Below are 18531 nucleotides of genomic sequence, written 5' to 3'. Positions count from 1 at the left end.
AAACATGGCAAACGATCATACGCACGACCATTCGGACCATTCCGAGCACGCGGCCATCGAGAACAACGAGCAACCGGGTTATTACGAAATCCTGGAAATCGCGATTCGCGAGTTGCTGATCGAGCGCGAGCTGATCACGGCGGACGAGGTTCGCCACCAGATCGAGGTGCTCGACTCGCGCTCGCCGATCCTCGGCTCGCGCCTGGTGGCGCGCGCCTGGGTGGATCCGGCCTTCAAGGCCCGGCTGCTGGCGGACGGCAACGCGGCGGCCGAGGAGATGGGCATCTCCATGTACGACGACACCACCTTCACGGTGCTGGAAAACACCGAGACGGTGCACAACCTGATCGTCTGCACGCTGTGCTCCTGCTATCCGCGCCCGGTGCTGGGCCTGCCGCCCGACTGGTACAAGAGCAAGCCCTACCGCTCGCGCGCGGTGCGCGAGCCGCGCGCCGTGCTGGAGGAATTCGGCACCCGGATTCCCGAGCACGTCGAGGTGCGCGTCAACGACTCGACCTCGAACCTGCGCTACCTGGTGCTGCCGCTGCGCCCCAAGGGCACCGAGCATTACACCGAGGAGCAACTCGTCAAGCTGGCAACGCGCGATACGATGATCGGCGTGTCGGTACCGCGCATCTAACAGGAGAGACACCCATGACCGATACCTCGATGCTGGTGAAGAAGCTGCCCAACGACTTCGGCGGCACCGGCGCCCACGAGCCCGTGCAGATCGTCGAACATCCGCTGCTGCCCTGGGAGAAGCGCTGCCACGCGCTGCTGGACGTGCTCGATTTCCACAAGATCGTCAATACCGAGGAGAAGCGCCGCGGTACCGAGGAAATCGGCACCGAGATGGCGGCGAAGCTGACCTACTACGAGAAGTGGATCGTGTCGGCCTCGAATTGCCTGATGCAGAAGGGCATCCTCAACCCCGACGAAATCGGCCGCAAGCACAAGGAAGTGTCGCTGCGGCTCGGCGTGCCGGTCTGAGCGGCATGCGCGGCGCGCTCGTGCGATCGGCATGGCCGCGCCGCTTCGAACCTCGAGTTCGCCCGTCGTCGCCGGGCGACGCAAACAAGGACGCAGCATGATCTCGCGATTCATCGGCATCGTCAGCCAGTCGGATGAAACGGTAAGGCGCAAGCTGCTTGCGACCTATGCATTCCTGATCGGCCTGAACCTGCTCGCGTGGCTGTGGGCCTTCATGGCGTTCCGGCATCATCCGGTGGTGCTGGGCACCGCCTTGCTGGCCTATGGCTTCGGCCTTCGTCACGCGGTGGACGCGGACCACATCGCGGCCATCGACAACGTCACGCGCAAGCTGATGCAGGACGGCCAGCGGCCGGTGACGGTGGGGCTGTTCTTCTCGCTCGGGCATGCCAGCGTGGTGATCCTGGCCTCGGCGGCGGTGGCGGTGGTCGCCACGGCGCTGAACGGGCGCTTCGCCCATTACAAGGCGATCGGCTCGATCGTCAGCACCTCGGTGTCGACCGGCTTCCTGCTGGCGATCGCGGCGATGAACCTGATCATCCTGCGCTCGATCGTCAAGACCTGGATTCGCGTGCGCAACGGCGGCGCCTACCACGACGACGATTTCAACGCGCTGCTGGCCGAGCGCGGTTTCTTCTCGCGCATGTTCCGGCGCGTGTTCCGCGTGATCGGCGCGAGCTGGCACATGTACCCGCTCGGTTTCCTGTTCGGGCTGGGCTTCGACACCTCGACCGAGATCGCCTTGCTGGGCATCTCGGGCAACCAGGCGGCGCAAGGGCTGTCGCCGTGGGCGATCATGGTGTTCCCGATCCTGTTCAGCGCGGGCATGTCCCTGATCGACACGCTCGACGGCCACCTGATGCTGGGCGCCTATGGCTGGGCCTACATGAAGCCGCTGCGCAAGATCTACTACAACATGACCATCACGCTGATCTCGGTGATCGCGGCGGTGGTGGTCGGCGGCGTGGAGGCGCTGGGGCTGGTCGCCAACCACGCCAAGGTGAGCGGCGCCTTCTGGGATGCCATCGGCGCGCTCAACGACAACTTCGGCACGCTCGGCTACGCCATCATCGGCATCTTCATCCTGAGCTGGGCCGTTTCCGCGCTGATCTATCGGCGCCAGTCGTTCGACACCATCGAAGTCCGGCGTTAAGGCCCAAACCCAGGCCACAGCCCAGGTCCAAGCCCAGGCCGAAACCTTTCCTTTTCACCGACGTACCGGGGCCGATTCGCGAACCCACGCGAATCGGCGCGCCGTCGTGCGCGCCGCGCCTTCGCGCCGGCAAGCCCGCTTCCGGTTCGTCCCATCCAATCCTCCACCGATGTTCGACATCAGCAAAGGCAAACCATGAATCGACGCAACTTCGTGACCGCGGCCCTGGCCAGCGCGGCAAGCACGGCAATCCCGGCCTGGGCGGCAAGCAACGGAATCAAGGCAGTGGGCTTCGACGGCCTGGCGCTGTTCGATCCGCGCCCGATCTTCGCCATGGTGGAGCAGTTCCTGCCGGGCCGGGGCGCCGCCTTCGTGGCCACCTGGCGTGCCCGGCAATTCGACTACACCTGGCTGCGGACCCTGATGGGCAGCTATGTCGATTTCGTGCAGATCAGCGCCGACGCGCTGCAGTTCACGGAAGAAGCGGAGAAGGCCAGCCTCGCGCCGGAGCAGCGCCAGCAGTTGCTGGCCGGGTTCCTGAACCAGAAGGTCTGGCCGGACGTGGTGCCGGCGCTGAAGCAGTTGAAGGCGCACGGCATCGGCCTGGCGCCGCTGACCGACTTCTCGCTGCCGATGCTGGAGGCCGGCGTCAGGAACAATCCGGAGCTGCGCGGCGTGTTCGACCACCTGCTGTCGACCGACCTGGTCAAGGCCTACAAGCCCGATCCGCGCTCGTACCAGATGGGCATCGATGCCTTCGGCCTGCCGCGCGAGCAGATCGCCTTCGTCGCCTTCGCGGGCTGGGATGCCGCCGGCGCGAAGACCTTCGGTTTTCCGACGCTGTGGGCCAATCGCCTGAAGGCACCCACCGAGCAACTGGGCGTCATGCCGAACCAGATCGGCGCCGACTTCAAGCCCTTGCCGGCTTTCGTGGGCCTCTAAGTGCCGTGCCGGGCTCGGGCGTCCCCGGTTTCTGGCGGGGGACGTTCGAGCCCGAGTCGGGAGCGAGCCGGGCGCGAAGCTCTACTTGCGCGAGGCGGCCGCGCCTGGCTGGATCTCGAGCGAGCCGGCCGGCGCCGGCTTGAGCGGCGAGGGCGCCGCGGCCCGGCGGGCGAGCACCACGCCGGCCAGGGCGAGCACGAAGCCCAGCATCTGGAGCGCGCTCAGCTTCTCGCCGAACAGGGCCCATGCCTCGGCGGCGGCCAGGGCCGGCACGGCAAGCAGCAGGGTGCTCATCCTGGTCGCGCCGTGCACGCGCACCATCCACACCAGCAACAGCACCGCGCCGACCGACAGGCCCACCACCGACCAGGCCAGGCCCAGCCACAGCGTGGGCGTGCCGTCCCAGCGATACCCGCCGCCCAGCAACATGCCCGCGAGGGCCACCATCGCGCCGCCGGCGTTCTGCACGCTGGCCGACACGCGCACGCCGTCGCCGGCGAGCCGGCCGCGCTGGATCATGGTGCCGGCGGTCATGCCCGTTACCGAGACGATCGCGACCGCCACGGCCAGCACGCCGAAGTGCTGCGCCGTCGTGCCGGTGCCCGCCACGGCCGGCATCAGCACGCACACCACGCCGGCAATCGCGATCGCCAGGCCGGCCACGGTCCGCGGCGCCGGACGTTCGCCGAAAATGAAGAACATCGCGAGCACCGTCACGATCGGCTGCATGCTGCCGATCAGCGACATCACGCCGGCCGGCATGCCATGCCCGACCGTCCAGTAGGCCGCGCTCAGGTAGACGCCGTGCAGCAGCGCACCGGCCAGCAGGTGGCTCGCCAACTGCCGGCCACGTGGCCAGCGCTCGCGGGCCGCCAGCGCCAGCGCGCCGAGCAGGCCCGCGCTCAGCAGCATGCGCACCAGCAGGAACAGGTCCGTCGAGGCATGCGGCACCACCGCTTTCGCGACGACGAGCCCCGTGGACCAGATGAGCACGAAGAACAACGGTGCCAGGCTTGAAAACATCTCGAATACGCTCCGATGGACAGGTTCGAACGTCTTGTCGGAGGGAGGTTTTCAGATTTGCCGTGGCGGGACAAGGCAGCAAGCTTGGACGCTGCGTCCAGGCGGCAGAGGGGACTGCCGTCGATGTCGAGGTGTCACGCGGGCCGGCCCGCGGCGAGCGGGTGCCGGCCATTCATGCCGTTCAGGCGCGCCAGTAGTTATTGGCCGCGGCGATCGTCGCGAATTCGGCGGCAACGATCTGCCCCACTTGCAGCAGCATCGCGGCGTCGTTCGCATAGACGTCGCGGAGCTGGTTGCGCACGGCCTCGTCGGGCTGGGTCGCCTTGATGACGAGGCGCGCCATTTTCATCGCGAGCTGGCGCCCTTCCTCCGGGGATGGCGTGATGAGCGTATTGCCGGGGATTAATGTCGTGGTCATTTATGGATTTTCCTGGAAAGGTGGGGATATCTCACGCCGGATCGCGCGACCCGGGTTGGAAATGGTAAATCCATCGTCGTGCGCGGTCGAGCGCGTTCTTTGAAGCGAGTGCTTATGAGTTCGTGGCGCCGGGCTGCGGAGGCGGGTGATTCCGCGCCCCTGGCGCCGAATCATAATCAATTTCAACCAGCGATGGACTGACTGGTTTATCTCTCCCTGGAAATTCGAATCAACTAAAGCATCGCCACACGGCATCTTGATCGGGAATCGTCGCCTTTCGTTTTTTGATACATTTTTTCGCAAAATCACGGAATGAACTTTGCAATTATTACGATAATTAAATTCGGATTCTCAATAATAAAAACGAATCCGGCAGCGACGGACAGGGCGGAAATTGATAAATAAAATCCACCCTTCCGATAACACACAACGATTATTCAAAGATCATAGATATGAAGTCCATTCCGCGTGGTTTGGGGGCCGTTTTCGCGCCGTGCGCAGCCATCATGTTGCTGGCTTCCTCGTCGGCGTCGGCGCAGCAGTCGGCCGCGACCAAGGTCGAGGTCTGCAATTCACCGTGGGCGGCAACGGCCACCTACGATACCGGTAACGTCGTCAGCTACCAGAACCGCAACTACATCGCGGCCTACCGCAGCCAGGGCAATACGCCCGACACGGCGAGCGGGGCCGACGGCAGCGGCCAGCCCTGGGTGATCGGGGCGGCCTGCAAGCCCGCCAAGCTGACGCCGGACGACCTCGACCACAATGGCCATTTCTCGCCCGCGACCTTGCAGTTCCTGCAGACGTCGACCGGCCTCGACGGCGAGCAGTGGGACAACATCATGAAGCTGGTCAACAAGTCCGAGCAGGACTCCCTCACGTGGACCAACGTGTACGGCTACTGCGAGGACATCGGCGACGATCGTGGGTTCACGATCGGCATCTTCGGCGCCACCACCGGCGGCCCGAATGACGGCGATCCCGACGGCCCGACGCTGTTCAGGAACTTCGACGCGGCGAGCGGCGCCGCGACGCCGTCGGTCGAAGGCGGCCTCGCGCGCATCGGCGCGACCGGCACGATGTCGGGACCGATCCTGAAGATCGACGGCAAGAAGAAGGATTTCTGCGCCAAGGTCAACGGCTTGCAGAACAACCCGGCCTGGCGGGAGGCGATGTGGCGAACCTTCTACACGGTCTATATCCAGCCCAGCGTCCAGGAAGCGCGCAACCGCGGCTTCGGCAGCGCCCTGACGATCGGCTCCTTCGTCGACACGGCGCTCAATCAAGGGGTGGACGCCAGCCCCAATGCCTTGTTGGGGCTGCTCAAGCGGGTGCCGAACAGCGCCGACGAAAAGACCTTCATGAATGCCTTCCACGCGGAACGTTCGAAGGTCGTCGATACGAGCCATTTCAACCAGGCGCCGAATGGCCTGAATCGCGTCAAGCAATGGGACAGCCTGCTCAACGAGGGGCTCTCGAACCTCAGGAACTGTGACGCGGATATCGTCAAGGCCACCAGCTGGAAAATGAAGTAAGGCAGCAAACCCGCGCTCGCCGGCACCTCCGGAGGCGAGCGCGGCCTGGATACGTCTCCCTTCCAAGAGCCGACCTGGAGGCCGGCGCCCGGCTCATCTCCAGGGCCAGGCCACGCCTTGCATCGCGACGGCGAGCGTCGCGTCGAGGCTTTCTCCCCCTAGTTCTCCCCGGCTGCACAGCTTCAGCCCATCCGCCACCGCTCGAGGCCGGCGCCATTCTCCAGACAAGGATTCTTCTTGACACGGCGATTATGGCCAATTCGAATAGGAAAGCGATTTAGTAAAGCGTTTTCCTAGAGGGAACCTTGGCAAAAACGAAGTACGGAGCCAGTCTCAGCGATGTCGCGACGGCGGCGGGAGTGTCCCCGTCCACCGTGTCGCGCTATCTCAACGCCGGTATCAAGCTGCCGGCCGCCACCACGGCGCGTATCGACGCCGCGATCGTCGCGCTGCGCTATACGCCGAACCCGTTGGCGCGCAGCCTCGGGCGCGGGCGTTCCGACACCATCGGCCTGGTGATTCCGGAGATCGCCAATCCGTTCTTCGCGGCGCTGGCCTCGGCTGTCGAGCAGGCCGCCGACGAGCGAGGGCAGGGCGTGCTGCTGAGCGCGACCTCCAACAGCGCCGCGCGCGAGGTCGCCTATGTGGACCGGATGCTGCGCAACCGGGTGAGCGGGCTGTTGTTCGTCAGCGGCCATCACGACACGGCCGAGTTGGGCGAGGCCCTGCGCAACGCGCCGAGCCTGGTGCTGATCGACGAGGACGTGCCGGGTATCGCCTGCGCGAAAGTGTTCTGCGACAACGAAGGCGGCGGCCGCCTGGCGGGCGACTATCTCGCCTCGCTCGGCCATCGGCGCCTGGCCTTCGTCGGCGGCCCGCGGCGCCTGCGCAGCACCGCGGAGCGCCTGAAGGGCCTGCGGGACGCGGCCGGCGCCGGCGGGGCCCAGGTGGTGATGGAAAGCTTCGGCGCCTATTCGCCGGAATTCGGCAGGCAGGCGGCGGCCGAGCTGCTGCAGTCGCCCGAGCGCCCCACCGCGGTCTTCATCTCCAGCGGGGAAATCGCCTTCGGCCTGCTGGAAGCCCTGCAGGCGGCCGGCGTGTCGGTGCCGGGCGAGCTGTCGCTGATCGTGTTCGACGATGCGGGCCCCCTGCATCTGTTCAACCCGCCCCTGACGGCCATTCGGCAGCCGATCCGGGAGATGGGCAGGAAAGCCGTGGAATTGGCCCTGGCCGAGCCGCAAGCCGCGGCCGGGCAGGCGGAATGCAGGTTGCCGGTCGAGCTGATCGTGCGCGGCTCCGTTTCGTCACCGGTAAACCGATAACCCTTACCCTGGAGGTCGTCATGAAAAGCATCGTCGGCGGGAAGCGTTTTCATCATTTTATATTAGGACTGCTACTATCTTCGTCGGCCGTGGCCGTCACGGCCGTGGCGGCGCCCACCTACAGCCTGATCCTGATCAATCAGCAGGCCACCTACTTCAACCAGATGCGCGAGGGTGCCCAGAAGCAGGCCGACAAGCTGGGCGCGAAGCTGGTGGTGTTCAACGCGAACGACGCGCCCAGCGCGCAGAACAACGCGATGGACGACTACACGCAGCAGAAGGTCAACGGCATCGCCGTCGACGCGATCGACGTCAACGGCCTGCGCGCCTCGATCAAGGCGGCCACCGATGCCGGGATCCCGGTGGTCGGCATCGACGCGGTGCTGCCGCCCGGGCCGCAGAAGGCCCAGGTAGGCGTCGACAACGCCGTGGGCGGCGGCATGATCGCCGATTTCACCACCGCCTACGTGAAGCGCCAACTGGGCGGCAAGGCGAGGATCGGCGTGATCGGCGCGCTCAGCTCGACGATCCAGAACGCGCGCCTGAAGGCCGCCGTCGGCCAGTGGTCGAAGACGCCCGGCATCTCGATCGCCGGCACCGTCGACGGCCGCAACAGCCAGGACGTGGCGCTCGCGGCGGCCGAGAACCTGATCACGGCCAATCCCGACCTGAACATCATCTATGCCACCGGCGAGCCGGCCATGCTCGGCGCGATCGCCGCCATCAACGCGCAGGGCATGAACCAGAAGATCAAGGTGGTCGGCTGGGACCTGGCGGCCGAGGTGATCCGCGGTCTCGACAGCGGCGTGGTGCTCGGCGTGGTGCAGCAGGATCCGGCCGCGATCGGCGCGGCGTCGATCCAGGCGCTCGACGACATCCAGCACGGCAAGCCCGTCCAGCCCGTCATCACGGTACCGGTCGCGATCGTGACCAAGGCCGGCGTCGATCCGTATCGCGCCCAGTTCAGGAAGTGAGACCGAGATGAGCGACATGGACCCCCTCGAACCGGCGGCCAGCCCGGCGGGTTCGGCCAGCGCGCCGGCGCGGCAGCCCGTGCTGTCGCTGCGCGACATCCGCATCTCCTTCGGTTCGTTCCAGGCGCTGCGCGGCGTCGATCTCGATCTCTATCCGGGCGAGTGCCTGGGCCTGATCGGCGACAACGCGGCGGGCAAGTCGACGCTGACCAAGATCATGGCGGGCACCTACATTCCCGACAGCGGCGAGATCTTCGTCGGCGGCGAGGCGGTCAGGCTGGCCGACCCCGCCGACGCGCGGCGACGGCACATCGAGATGGTCTACCAGGATCTCAGCCTGTGCGATGCGATCGACGTGGCCGGCAACCTGTACCTGGGCCGGGAAATCAGCAGCAGGGGGTTTCTCAGGCGTCGCCAGATGCTGGAGGAGGGCGAGCGCCTGCTCGCCAACCTGAAGATCCGCATTCCCGATCTCGGCGCGAACGTCGAGCAACTGTCGGGCGGCCAGCGCCAGGCGATCGCCATCGCGCGCGCCGCCTCGTTCGAGCCGCGCGTGCTGATCATGGACGAGCCCACCTCCGCGCTGGCGGTGGCCGAGGTCGAGGCGGTGCTGGCGCTGATCGATCGCGTCAAGGCGCAGGGCGTGTCGGTGGTGCTGATCACGCATCGCCTGCAAGACCTGTTCCGCGTGTGCGACCGCATCGCGGTGATGTACGAAGGGACCAAGGTCGCGGAGCGGCGCATCGCCGATACCTCGCTCGAGGAACTGGTCCGGCTGATCGTGGGAGGACGGCACTGATGGATACCTCGACCTACACGGAGCGGCAACGCGGCGCCCGCTACCAGGACTATCTGCTCTCGCATGCGCAGGTGGCGTCGATCGCGGTGTTCTTCGTGCTCTGCTGCCTGCTGTTCGGCGCGAGCACGCCGGTGTTCCTGACCGGCGCCAACCTGCTGAACATCCTGCGGCAACTGGCGCCGATGATGATCGTCGCCGTCGCCATGACCTTCGTGATCGCGACCGGCGGCATCGACCTGTCGGTCGGCGCGATCGTGGCGCTCACCAATTCGCTGGCCGCCCTGGTCATGCAGGCGGGGCTGCCCTGGCCGCTGGCCTTCGTGCTCACGCTGCTGGCCGGCGCCGGCATCGGCTGGGTGCAGGGCTGGTTCTCGGCCAGCCAGGCGATACCGTCCTTCATCGTCACGCTGGCCGGCCTGACCACCTTGCGCGGCATCGCGCTGTACGCCACCCAGGGCTTCTCGATCCCGATCGCGCCCGGCACCGGCTTCGACGTGTTCGGCGCGGGAACGCTGGCCGGCATTCCGGTGTCGGCCCTGATCGCGGTGCTGGCCGCCGTGGCCGGCTACGTGACGCTGAACCGGACGCGCTACGGACGACAGGTGATCGCGGTCGGCTCGAACAGCGAGGCGGCGCGGCGCGCGGGCATGCCCGCGCTGGGCATCAAGACCTCGGTGTTCGTGATCTCGGGCCTGGCTTCCGCGCTGGCCGGCCTGGTGCTGGCCTCGCGGCTGGGCTCCGGCTCCTCGAACGCGGCCTCGGGCTTCGAGCTCGACGTGATCGCCGCCGTGGTGCTGGGCGGCACCTCGCTGATGGGCGGGCGGGCCACCGTGGTCGGCACCATCCTCGGCGCGCTGACCATCGCCACGCTCGGCAACGGCCTGATCCTGCTGCACGTCTCGCCGTTCTTCACGCAGATCGTGACCGGGATCATCATCCTGCTCGCCATCTGGTCCAACACGCGCGTATTCGGCAAGCTGCGCTCGGCGCGCAAAGGAAGGAAATGATGGAGCATCCGTCTCATTCGGCGCGCCTGCGCGCCCACAACCTCGCGCATTGGGATGCCATGCAGGCGCACCGCTTCGTGGCCGACATCCAGGCCGACGCGCTGCCCGACGCGGTATTCGCCAACTACCTGCGCTACGAGCACCGCTTCGTCGAGACCGCCGTCACGATCTTCGGCCATGCCCTGGTGAAGGCGCCCGATTTCGCCAGCAAGCGCTGGCTGGCCGGCGTGCTGCACGCGCTGGCCACCGAGCAGATTCCCTATTTCGAGGCGATGTTCGCGCGGCTCGGCATCACCGCGCTGCCGCCCGAGGCGGTGCTGCCGGAGCCGGTGCGGGCCTTCGATCGCGGCATGCTCGAGATCGCCGCGAACGGCAGCTACCACGACGCGATCGTCGCCATGATGTGCGCGGAATGGATGTATTCGGAATGGTGCGGCGCGGCCGCGCGCAAGACCATCAGCCATCCCGGCATCCGGGCCTGGGTGGACCTGCATGCCGACGAGGCCTTCACCCGGCAGGCGCTCTGGCTGCGCGAGCAGATCGATTCGATTCCCGACGAACACTTCGATTTCGCCGGCGCGAACGCGGTGTTCGCGAAAGCCCTGGCGCTGGAGATCGATTTCCATAGTGCCGCCTACCAATAAGCCCTCGTCCTAATCATCGGAATCAGGAGCCACGGATCATGCAGAAGAAGCTGGTGCTCGACCAGAAACCCAATGTCATCGAAACCCTGTTCGGCCGCCGCAAGGCCGTGATCGGCATGCTGCACTGCCTGCCGCTGCCGGGCTCGGCGCGCTACCAGGGGCAGGGCATCGAGGAGATCGTCGCGTTCTCCGTCAACGAGGCGCGCCTGCTGGTGAACGGCGGCGTCGACGGGCTGATCGTCGAGAATCACGGCGACATTCCCTTCGCCAAGCCCGGCGATATCGGCCCGGAAACGGTGGCGGCCATGACCGTGGTGGCGGCCGCCGTGAAGCGCGCGGTGTCCTGCCCGATCGGCATCAACGTGCTGGCCAACGGCGCGATCCAGGCGCTGGCGATCGCCAAGGCAGCCTCGGCCTCGTTCATCCGCGTCAACCAGTGGGCCAATGCCTATATCGCCAACGAGGGTTTCGTCGAGGGGCCGGCCGCGCAGGCGACGCGTTATCGGTCCTGGCTGCATGCGCGCGAGGTGAAGATCTTCGCCGATGTCCATGTCAAGCACGGCGCGCACGCGATCACCGCGGATCGCTCGATTCCCGAGCTGGCGCGCGACGTGGAATTCTTCGACGCCGACGCGGCGGTGGCGACCGGGCAGCGCACGGGCGACTCCGCCAGCCTCGACGAACTCGAGGCGATCGGCGCCGGCACCTCGCTGCCGGTGGTGGTCGGCTCCGGCGTGACGCCCGAGAACGTCGGCGACATGTTCGGCATCGCCGATGCCGTGATCGTCGCCAGCTACCTCAAGCATGACGGCCTGTGGTGGAACGACGTCGACACCGCGCGGCTGCGCGAATTCATGAGCGCGGCCGACAGGGCACGCTCATGACGCGTGTCTACGTGCTCGGCAATGCCGTCACCGACGTGAGCTTGACGATCGAGCGCGCGGCGCGGCGCGGCGAGTCGATCCTGGCCCGCTCGATCGTGCGCGCGCCGGGCGGCAAGGGCTTGAACCAGGCGGTGGCGGCCGGCCGCGCCGGCGCCGAGGTGGTGTTCGTGTCGGCGCTCGGCACCGACGCGAGCGGCAGCGAGCTGGCCGGCGCGCTGTCGCGCGAGCCCTTCGCCGCGCTGCGCATGCTGCAGTTGCCGGTAGCCACCGACATGTCGATCCTGACCGTGACGGCGGACGGCGAGAACGCCATCGTGACCACCGTCGGCTGCCTCCAGGCCGTGCCGCCGGAAGCATTGCAGGACCATCTGCACGATCTGCGGCCGGGCGACTATCTGCTGATGCAAGGCAATCTTTCCTCCGCCGTCACCGGCGCGCTGGCCGAGCACGCGCGCGCGCGCGGCGCCCGTGTGGTGGTGAACGCCGCGCCGTGGCATTGGGACGGCCCCGAGGTTCTGCAACGGTGCGAGGGCGTGATCGCGAACGAAGGCGAGATGATCGGCATCTCGGGCATGGCGGACGTCGAGGCCGGCGCGGCCTGGCTGCTCGCGCGCGGGCCCGCCTGGGTGATCGTCACGCTTGGCGCTCGCGGTTGCTTGTTGGTGGATGCGGCGGGCAGTACGCGCCATGGCGGGGTGCCGGCGAACGTCAGGGACACCTCGGGCGCGGGCGACGTGTTCTGCGGTGTGCTGGTCGCCGGCCTAGCAGCGGGCGAGCCCCTGGCGCGGGCGATCACGGCGGCACAGGGCGCGGCGGCGCTGACGGTCGAGCGCAGCGGCACCTATCTGGCGATTCCGTCGGTCGAGGAACTGGCCGCGGCGATGGGCTGAGCCGAGGCAAACGGGCTCTCGCCCATCCAGGATGTCGGCCCCGGGGCCGCCTCAATCGGCTTGGGTCGGCGCAGGCGCGGCCGGCGCCGCCTCGATCAGGCCGCGGTTCGCGGCCTGGACCGCGTTCAGCAGTTCGCGCTGCCTGTCTTCATCGAGCATGGCTCGCGCGATCATGACCGCGCCGACGTTTTGCGCGATCAATACCCACGCCGCCTGATCCGAGCCGGCCAGTTCGCTCATGATCGATTTGAGGCTCAGCATGCCTGCCTCGAACGCCGCGCGGACCTCGTCGGACGAGCGCGCCACCTCGGCGCTGAGCGCGGGAAGCATGCAGCCTTCCGCCGGCTGCCGAAGGTGGTCCATGCTCGCATAGGACGTCAGTACCTTGCTCAGGGCGGGGGCGCCGCGCTCTCGCAAGCTCTCGAACCAGGCGATGGTGCGCCCGATCTCCATCTCGACGATGCTGGCGAACAACGCATTCTTCGTACCAAAGTGCTTGTAGAGCGAGCCGATCGTCACGCCGGCCGATGCCGCCAGGGCATCCACCCCCGAGGCGGAAAACCCGTTCTTCTTCGCATGCCTGCCGCTGCTGGCCAGGAGCCGGCGACGCGACTCCTCCTTGTGTTCCCGCGAGTAGCGCATGGTGAAAAAATTTGAGGTTGGCGACGTTGACCAAATGCTACAGGCTTCATAGGATAGCGAAAGCTATCCAACTTGGGTAGCGCTGTTTCCTCAGGAGAACTCATGTCTACCCTACATACCGCCTGCATCCTGTGCTCGCGCAACTGCGGCTTGTCGGTGGAAACCGAGGCAGGGCAGTTCAGGAAAATCCGGGGAGACGAAGCCACGCCCAGCAGCAAGGGCTATATCTGCCAGAAGGCCGCGCGACTGACCCATTACCAGTCGCATCCCGACCGCCTTCACCATCCGCTCAAACGGCTGGCCGACGGCAGCTTCGAACGCGTGAGCTGGGACCAGGCACTGGACGAGATCGCGGCGCAGCTCAATGCGATCCGCAAGCAGCATGGCGGCACCGCCTTCGCGTTGTATGGCGGGGGCGGGCAGGGGAATCATCTCGGCAGTCCTTATAGCCGGCAATTGATGAAGGCGATGGGAAGCTGGTATGCCTACAACGCCCTGGCGCAGGAAAAGACCGGCGACTTCTGGCTGAACGGGCGCATGTTCGGCAAGCAGAGCTGCCATACCACCGAGGATGTGGAGCACAGCGATTACCTGCTGGTGATCGGCGCCAATCCGTATCAGGCGCATGGCATTCCCAACGCGCGCGATACCTTGAAGCACATCCATCGCGATCCGAACCGAACCCTGGTGGTGATCGATCCTCGCCGCACCGAAACCGCCAAGCTGGCCGACATCCATCTTCAACTTCGGCCTGGAACGGATGCTTATCTGATGGCCGCGATGCTGGCCATCATCATCGGGGAAGGGCTGCACGACCGGGATTTCCTGCGCGCGCATTGCGATGGATTCGACGAGGTGGAGCAGGCGCTGCGCGCCGTCCCGATCGAGCAGTACGTGGCGCTGGCCGATGTTTCGCTGGCTGACGTCCAGGCGGTCGCGCGCGGCTATGCACGCGCGTCGCGCGCCTGCCTGCGCATCGACCTCGGGTTGCAGCAGAGCCGCAACAGCACGCTCAACTCCTGGCTGGAAAAACTGCTGTTCCTGGTGACGGGCAATTTCGGCATCCAGGGCGGCAACAACCTTCACGCGTCACTGTTGCCTGTCATGACGGATACCGACGAGCGCAATCCCAGGATGGTGCGCTCGGTGCGTCACAAGATGTTCGCGGTGTCGGGCTTCTTTCCGCCCAATATCCTGGCCAGCGAAATCGACAACGATGGCGACCAGCGGATTCGCGCGATGTTCGTCGACAGCGGCAACCCGGCCCTGACGGTTTCCGACACGGGAGCGCTGGAGACGGCCTTCGCGAAACTGGACCTGCTGGTGGTGGTCGACGTCGCCATGACCGAAACGGCCCGTCACGCGCATTACGTCCTGCCGGCGGCGTCGCAATTCGAAAAATGCGAGGCGACCGGATTCAACCTGGAATTCCCGGAAAATTATTTCCACTTGCGCCAACCGCTTTTTCCCGCAACGGGCGAATCGCTGCCCGAGGCGGAGATCTACACGCGATTGCTGGAGAAAATGGGAAAGCTTCCCAAGCGCCTGCCGTTGCTCGAGTTCGCCAGCCGTCATAGCCGGCGAGGTGGCCACTACATGTTTTTCATGGCGGCGCTGGTTGCCACCTTGCGACGCCGTCGCGACCTGGCGCCTTACGCCGCCAGCATCGTCTACCGGACCTTGGGCCGGCGGCTGGGAGCGCTCGCGTCGGCCGCGCCGCTCCTGGCGCTGACGATCGATTTCGCGCGCAAGCACCGCGATGCCGTGTTGCGGACCGGCCTGGAGGGCAACAAATTCACGCTGGGCGCGCGTCTCTTCAATCACATCCTGGACAACCCCCAGGGCATCGTGCTGAGCCGCCATCGAATGGAGGATGTGTGGTCCTTGATCAAACATCCGAGCGGACGCATCCAGCTGGCCGTAACGGAAATGATCGAGCAATTGCGGGCATTGCCTGATGACGGAGGAACGGCGGCGAACGCGGAATTTCCGCTCGTGCTGATGGCCGGCGAGCGTCGAACCTACAACGCCAACCAGATCTATCGGGATCCCGGTTGGCGCAAGCAGGACCCGCATGGCTCACTGCGCATTCATCCGGACGACGCTCGAACCTTCGGCGTGAGCGATGGAGGACGCGCCATGTGCCGCTCGCGGGTTGGGGAGATCGAGGTGCATGTCCAGATCGATGCCGATACGCGCGTCGGATTCGTTACGCTGCCGCACGGTTACGGGTTGCGATTCCAGGGCGAGAAACCGGTCGGCCCGCAGATCAATCGCCTGACGCCCGGCGACAACTGCGATCCGCTGATCAGGACGCCGTTTCACAAGCATGTTCCGGTTAGCCTGACGGCGCTGACATGATGTGATGCGATGGAGGTGAAGGCACGCAGGCTCGGCAAGGGTGTGTGCCTTCCACGTTATTTGACATAATCCTAATTAACGACAATTTGTCTGTCAGGGCTATTTAGTAATGTCCGGTTTGGGCCAGTTAGAAATGTCCGGTTCAGGCCTGCCGCAGGCGCATGCTGTCGAGGCGTAACGCGGTGGAGCCTGCCATGAACAAGCCCGGCCGGGTCACGATCGGCATGAACGAATACAGGTGAGATCGGCCGCGCGGGCGCCCATCCCATGGACACCCGCGCGGGCTCCGCTCACGCGGTCCGGTTGGCTTGCTCCCTCGCCAGCAGGTGTTGCGCCTGCAGGTCGCCGTGACCGGCTTCCTGCGCCGTCTGCACCGAGGTTTCCGAGGCTTCCGCCAGCGCCGCATGCGCGGCCTGGCTGATCCGGACCGTGTACGACGCGGTGCCGGCACTTGCACCGTTCGTCGAGGCGCTCGCCGCGCGCGCGCTGCCGCTCGTCTCGGTGGTCTCCGCGGTGCTGCCGGCGCGCGAGGCCGTGCCGGCTTGCGGATTCGTGCCGGACGCGGGCACGCCGGCAGCCTGGCTGGAAATCGCCTGAATGGCCATGAATCATTCTCCTGAGTGAATGCCGGAATTCGGCAGTTGCTTATCGGCCAGGCCGGCTGACGCCTTGAGCACAATATTTTTTCGCCGCGCGCCCGGTTTTAAGCCTGCCATAAGCCAAGCCCCGATCCATTCCGGATGCCGCGCGGCGAGCCGATCCGCAGGCAATTAAGCCTCCCTTAATGCCCGGGCCTGGAGAATCCATCGCTCGTCATTCTGGAGTCCAGGGAGCTTAGATTGCCTCGCATTTTCCATCGCGTGTCGCGCCGCCGCGCCGCGTTCGCCCCGGCCCTGCTGGCCGCGCTGGCCGCCTCGTGCGTACTGCTGACGGCGGGCTGCCAGTCCTACCGGCCGCAGCCGTTGGCACGGCATGCGAAGCCGACCGGCGCGGCCGACCTGGCACGCCTGAGCGTCGATCCGGCCAGCATGCCGCTGCCCGCGCTGGCCGCCCATCGTTTCGATCCGTCCGACGGGTTCGACATCGACGAGGTCGCGATGCTGGCGGTGACGAACAACCCCGACTTGCGCCTTGCCCGCGACGATCTCGGCATCGCGCACGCGCAGGCCTTCGCCGCCGGCTTGCTGCCCGACCCGCAGATCAGCCTGTCGAGCGACTACCCCGGCCAGCTCGGCCTGGCCCGCGCGTTCTCGTATGGGCTGGCGATGGACGTGATGGCGATCGTCACTCGCGGCGCCAACCGCGCGGCCGCCGATGCCACGGTCCGCAAGCTCGATCTCGCGCTGCTGTGGCAGGAATGGCAGGTCGTGACGCGGGCCCGGCAGTTGTTCGTGAAGGCGCGTTTCGAGGAGGCGATGCTGCCGCTGCTCGATACGCAGTGCGAACTGAATCGCGCCAGGCTGGCCGCCTTGCAGCGCGCGCTGGCGCGACAGGATACGACCGAGGACCTGGCGAGCGCCGCCCGGCTGGTCCTGGCCGATGCCGAGCGCCAGGCCGCGGAGATGGCCCATGCGCGCGAACAAACCCGCCATGACCTGAACCTGCTGCTCGGCCTGGCGCCCGAGGTGCGGCTCGACCTGACCGGCACCGATACCTTCGCCGCGCTGCCCGACGCGACGCTCGACGCAGCCCTGGCCGCCCTGCCCGAGCGGCGGCCCGACCTGATCGCGCTGGAGGCCGGCTACGAGGCCCAGGAGCAGCGGTTGCGCGCGGCGATCCTGAACCAGTTCCCGAGCCTGCAGCTCGGCTTCACCCGCGCGCGCGACACCTCGGAGATCTACACGAGCGGCCTGCAGATCAACTTCTCGCTGCCGATCTTCAACCGCAACCGCGGCAATATCGCGATCGAGACCGCCACCCGGCAGCGGCTCGCCGACGAATACGCGGCACGCCTGGCCTCGGCCCGCGCCGACCTCGCCCAGCTGCGCGCCGATACCGCGCTGTCGGCCGCGCAGCTGACGCGCTCGGAACTGGCGCTGCCCGCGCTGGCCGCCGCCGCCCGTCATGCGCGCGCGGCCTACGCCGCGCACGACATCACCCTGCAGCAGATGAGCGATGCCGTCGCCGCCGAGCTGGCGCGCCGCATCGATATCGCGACCCAGCGCGAGGCGCTGGCCGAACAGCGGATCGGCCTGCAGGCCCTGCTCGGCGGCGCCATCCCCGACACCGACGCCGCGCCTGATGCCCAGGCGGCAAACCGGCCGGGCGAGGCTGCTGCCGCCACGCCCACCGCCCGCGCGCTCGCTTCCCGTTGATCCCCGCGCGACATCGCCCGCGTCGCGCCGCCATTGCCCTTCCATTACCATGCCTACCCTGCCCCTTGCCCGCCTCACGCAGCCAGCCCTCGCGCTGGCGATCGCCATCGCCCTGCTTCCGGTCGCCGCGCAAGCCGACGCCGGCGCCTCCGTCGCGGTCCAGCTCGCGCCCGTCTCGCGAGGCCCTGCCGCCGAGCTGATCGTCGCCTACGGCATCGTCGCCGCCTCGGCCGGCAGCGCCTTGACCGTGAGCCTGCCCTACATGGCCCGCGTCACGCGGGTGCTCGCCCAGCCGGGGCAGCGCGTCTCGCGCGGCACCGCGCTGCTGGTGGTCGAAGCCGATCCGGCCGCGGTGATCGCGCTGACGCAGGCGCAAAGCGCGGCGGCGCTGGCGCGCGACGAACTCGCGCGCACCGTCGCGCTGCTGAACGACGGGCTGGCCACCCGCTCCCAGCTCGCGGCCGCGCGCAAGGCCGAGCTCGACGCGCGTCAGGCGCTGGCCGAGCAGGCTCGCCAGGGCATCGTCGCGGGTCCGCGCACGATCGTCTCGCCGGCCGATGCGGTGGTTTCGCAGATCGGCGTCACGCCCGGCGACCAGGTCCAGGCCGGCGCCGCGCTCGCCCAGCTGGTCA

Annotated in this window: 18 protein-coding genes and 1 pseudogene; 15 read left to right on the top strand and 4 right to left on the bottom strand. The window is 67.0% G+C overall.

Annotation, left to right across the window (positions count from 1 at the left end; translation table 11 throughout):
• Positions 1-4: 4 nt before the first annotated feature.
• The 4 genes from nthA to F3J10_RS06240 all read left to right on the top strand — a co-directional run bounded on the left by nthA (position 5) and on the right by F3J10_RS06240 (position 3085).
• A complete protein-coding gene (nthA, locus tag F3J10_RS06255; RefSeq protein WP_166914918.1) occupies positions 5-640 on the top strand; it encodes a nitrile hydratase subunit alpha in 636 nt (211 codons plus the stop codon).
• A gap of 14 nt (positions 641-654) precedes the next feature.
• Positions 655-990: an SH3-like domain-containing protein gene (locus F3J10_RS06250; RefSeq protein ID WP_025100123.1), complete on the top strand. Its 336-nt coding sequence runs from the start codon at positions 655-657 to the stop codon at positions 988-990.
• Between the two features lie 97 nt (positions 991-1087).
• Entirely contained in the window at positions 1088-2143 is a 1056-nt protein-coding gene (locus tag F3J10_RS06245) for a HoxN/HupN/NixA family nickel/cobalt transporter (RefSeq protein ID WP_167241664.1), read from the top strand.
• Between the two features lie 195 nt (positions 2144-2338).
• On the top strand, positions 2339-3085 hold the full coding sequence (locus tag F3J10_RS06240; protein WP_167241662.1) for a haloacid dehalogenase type II: 747 nt from the start codon (positions 2339-2341) through the stop codon (positions 3083-3085).
• Between the two features lie 81 nt (positions 3086-3166).
• Here F3J10_RS06240 and F3J10_RS06235 read toward each other — a convergent pair whose 3' ends face one another.
• Positions 3167-4108 (bottom strand): DMT family transporter, encoded by a 942-nt coding sequence (locus F3J10_RS06235; protein WP_025100120.1) that lies wholly within the window; start codon positions 4106-4108, stop codon positions 3167-3169.
• A gap of 181 nt (positions 4109-4289) precedes the next feature.
• Positions 4290-4526 (bottom strand): hexameric tyrosine-coordinated heme protein, encoded by a 237-nt coding sequence (locus F3J10_RS06230; RefSeq protein ID WP_025100119.1) that lies wholly within the window; start codon positions 4524-4526, stop codon positions 4290-4292.
• Between the two features lie 506 nt (positions 4527-5032).
• Here F3J10_RS06230 and F3J10_RS06225 point away from each other — a divergent pair.
• From F3J10_RS06225 to F3J10_RS06190, 8 genes are all read left to right on the top strand, one after another.
• Positions 5033-6061, top strand: coding sequence for a chitosanase (locus tag F3J10_RS06225; protein WP_167232908.1), 1029 nt, complete (start codon positions 5033-5035; stop codon positions 6059-6061).
• Between the two features lie 305 nt (positions 6062-6366).
• Positions 6367-7383 carry a LacI family DNA-binding transcriptional regulator gene (locus F3J10_RS06220; RefSeq protein ID WP_167241660.1) on the top strand — a complete coding sequence of 339 codons (1017 nt, stop codon included), beginning with the start codon at positions 6367-6369 and terminating at the stop codon, positions 7381-7383.
• A 20-nt stretch (positions 7384-7403) separates the two neighbouring features.
• Positions 7404-8357: a substrate-binding domain-containing protein gene (locus F3J10_RS06215; RefSeq protein WP_166914911.1), complete on the top strand. Its 954-nt coding sequence runs from the start codon at positions 7404-7406 to the stop codon at positions 8355-8357.
• Positions 8358-8373: 16 nt separating this feature from the next.
• Entirely contained in the window at positions 8374-9156 is a 783-nt protein-coding gene (locus F3J10_RS06210) for an ATP-binding cassette domain-containing protein (RefSeq protein WP_063617792.1), read from the top strand.
• Positions 9156-10163, top strand: coding sequence for an ABC transporter permease (locus F3J10_RS06205; RefSeq protein WP_167241658.1), 1008 nt, complete (start codon positions 9156-9158; stop codon positions 10161-10163). The genes F3J10_RS06210 and F3J10_RS06205 overlap by 1 nt, the downstream gene beginning before the upstream one ends.
• On the top strand, positions 10160-10807 hold the full coding sequence (locus F3J10_RS06200; protein ID WP_043278644.1) for a TenA family protein: 648 nt from the start codon (positions 10160-10162) through the stop codon (positions 10805-10807). The genes F3J10_RS06205 and F3J10_RS06200 overlap by 4 nt, the downstream gene beginning before the upstream one ends.
• Positions 10808-10845: 38 nt before the next feature.
• Positions 10846-11691 carry a BtpA/SgcQ family protein gene (locus tag F3J10_RS06195; protein WP_025100112.1) on the top strand — a complete coding sequence of 282 codons (846 nt, stop codon included), beginning with the start codon at positions 10846-10848 and terminating at the stop codon, positions 11689-11691.
• On the top strand, positions 11688-12581 hold the full coding sequence (locus F3J10_RS06190) for a PfkB family carbohydrate kinase (protein WP_167241656.1): 894 nt from the start codon (positions 11688-11690) through the stop codon (positions 12579-12581). Before F3J10_RS06195 ends, F3J10_RS06190 begins: the two co-directional genes overlap by 4 nt.
• 51 nt (positions 12582-12632) lie before the next feature.
• Here F3J10_RS06190 and F3J10_RS06185 read toward each other — a convergent pair whose 3' ends face one another.
• On the bottom strand, positions 12633-13223 hold the full coding sequence (locus tag F3J10_RS06185; protein WP_105827340.1) for a TetR/AcrR family transcriptional regulator: 591 nt from the start codon (positions 13221-13223) through the stop codon (positions 12633-12635).
• Positions 13224-13325: 102 nt separating this feature from the next.
• Between F3J10_RS06185 and F3J10_RS06180 the strand changes: the two genes are divergently transcribed.
• Positions 13326-15584: a molybdopterin-dependent oxidoreductase gene (locus F3J10_RS06180; protein WP_167241654.1), complete on the top strand. Its 2259-nt coding sequence runs from the start codon at positions 13326-13328 to the stop codon at positions 15582-15584.
• 290 nt (positions 15585-15874) lie between these two features.
• Here the strand turns inward: F3J10_RS06180 and F3J10_RS06175 are convergent, their stop codons facing one another.
• Complete coding sequence (locus F3J10_RS06175; protein WP_025102016.1) at positions 15875-16189, bottom strand: hypothetical protein; 315 nt, start codon at positions 16187-16189, stop codon at positions 15875-15877.
• 234 nt (positions 16190-16423) lie between these two features.
• On the opposite strand from F3J10_RS06175, the gene F3J10_RS06170 reads away from it, so the two are divergent.
• Positions 16424-17899, top strand: coding sequence for a TolC family protein (locus F3J10_RS06170; RefSeq protein ID WP_167241652.1), 1476 nt, complete (start codon positions 16424-16426; stop codon positions 17897-17899).
• Between the two features lie 49 nt (positions 17900-17948).
• Positions 17949-18531 (top strand): annotated as a pseudogene (locus tag F3J10_RS06165) (efflux RND transporter periplasmic adaptor subunit); the annotation flags it as partial.

This window comes from Burkholderia sp. Cy-637 (genome assembly GCF_011753175.1).
Lineage (GTDB): Bacteria > Pseudomonadota > Gammaproteobacteria > Burkholderiales > Burkholderiaceae > Burkholderia > Burkholderia gladioli.
This window is presented reverse-complemented; position numbering and strand designations above follow the sequence as displayed.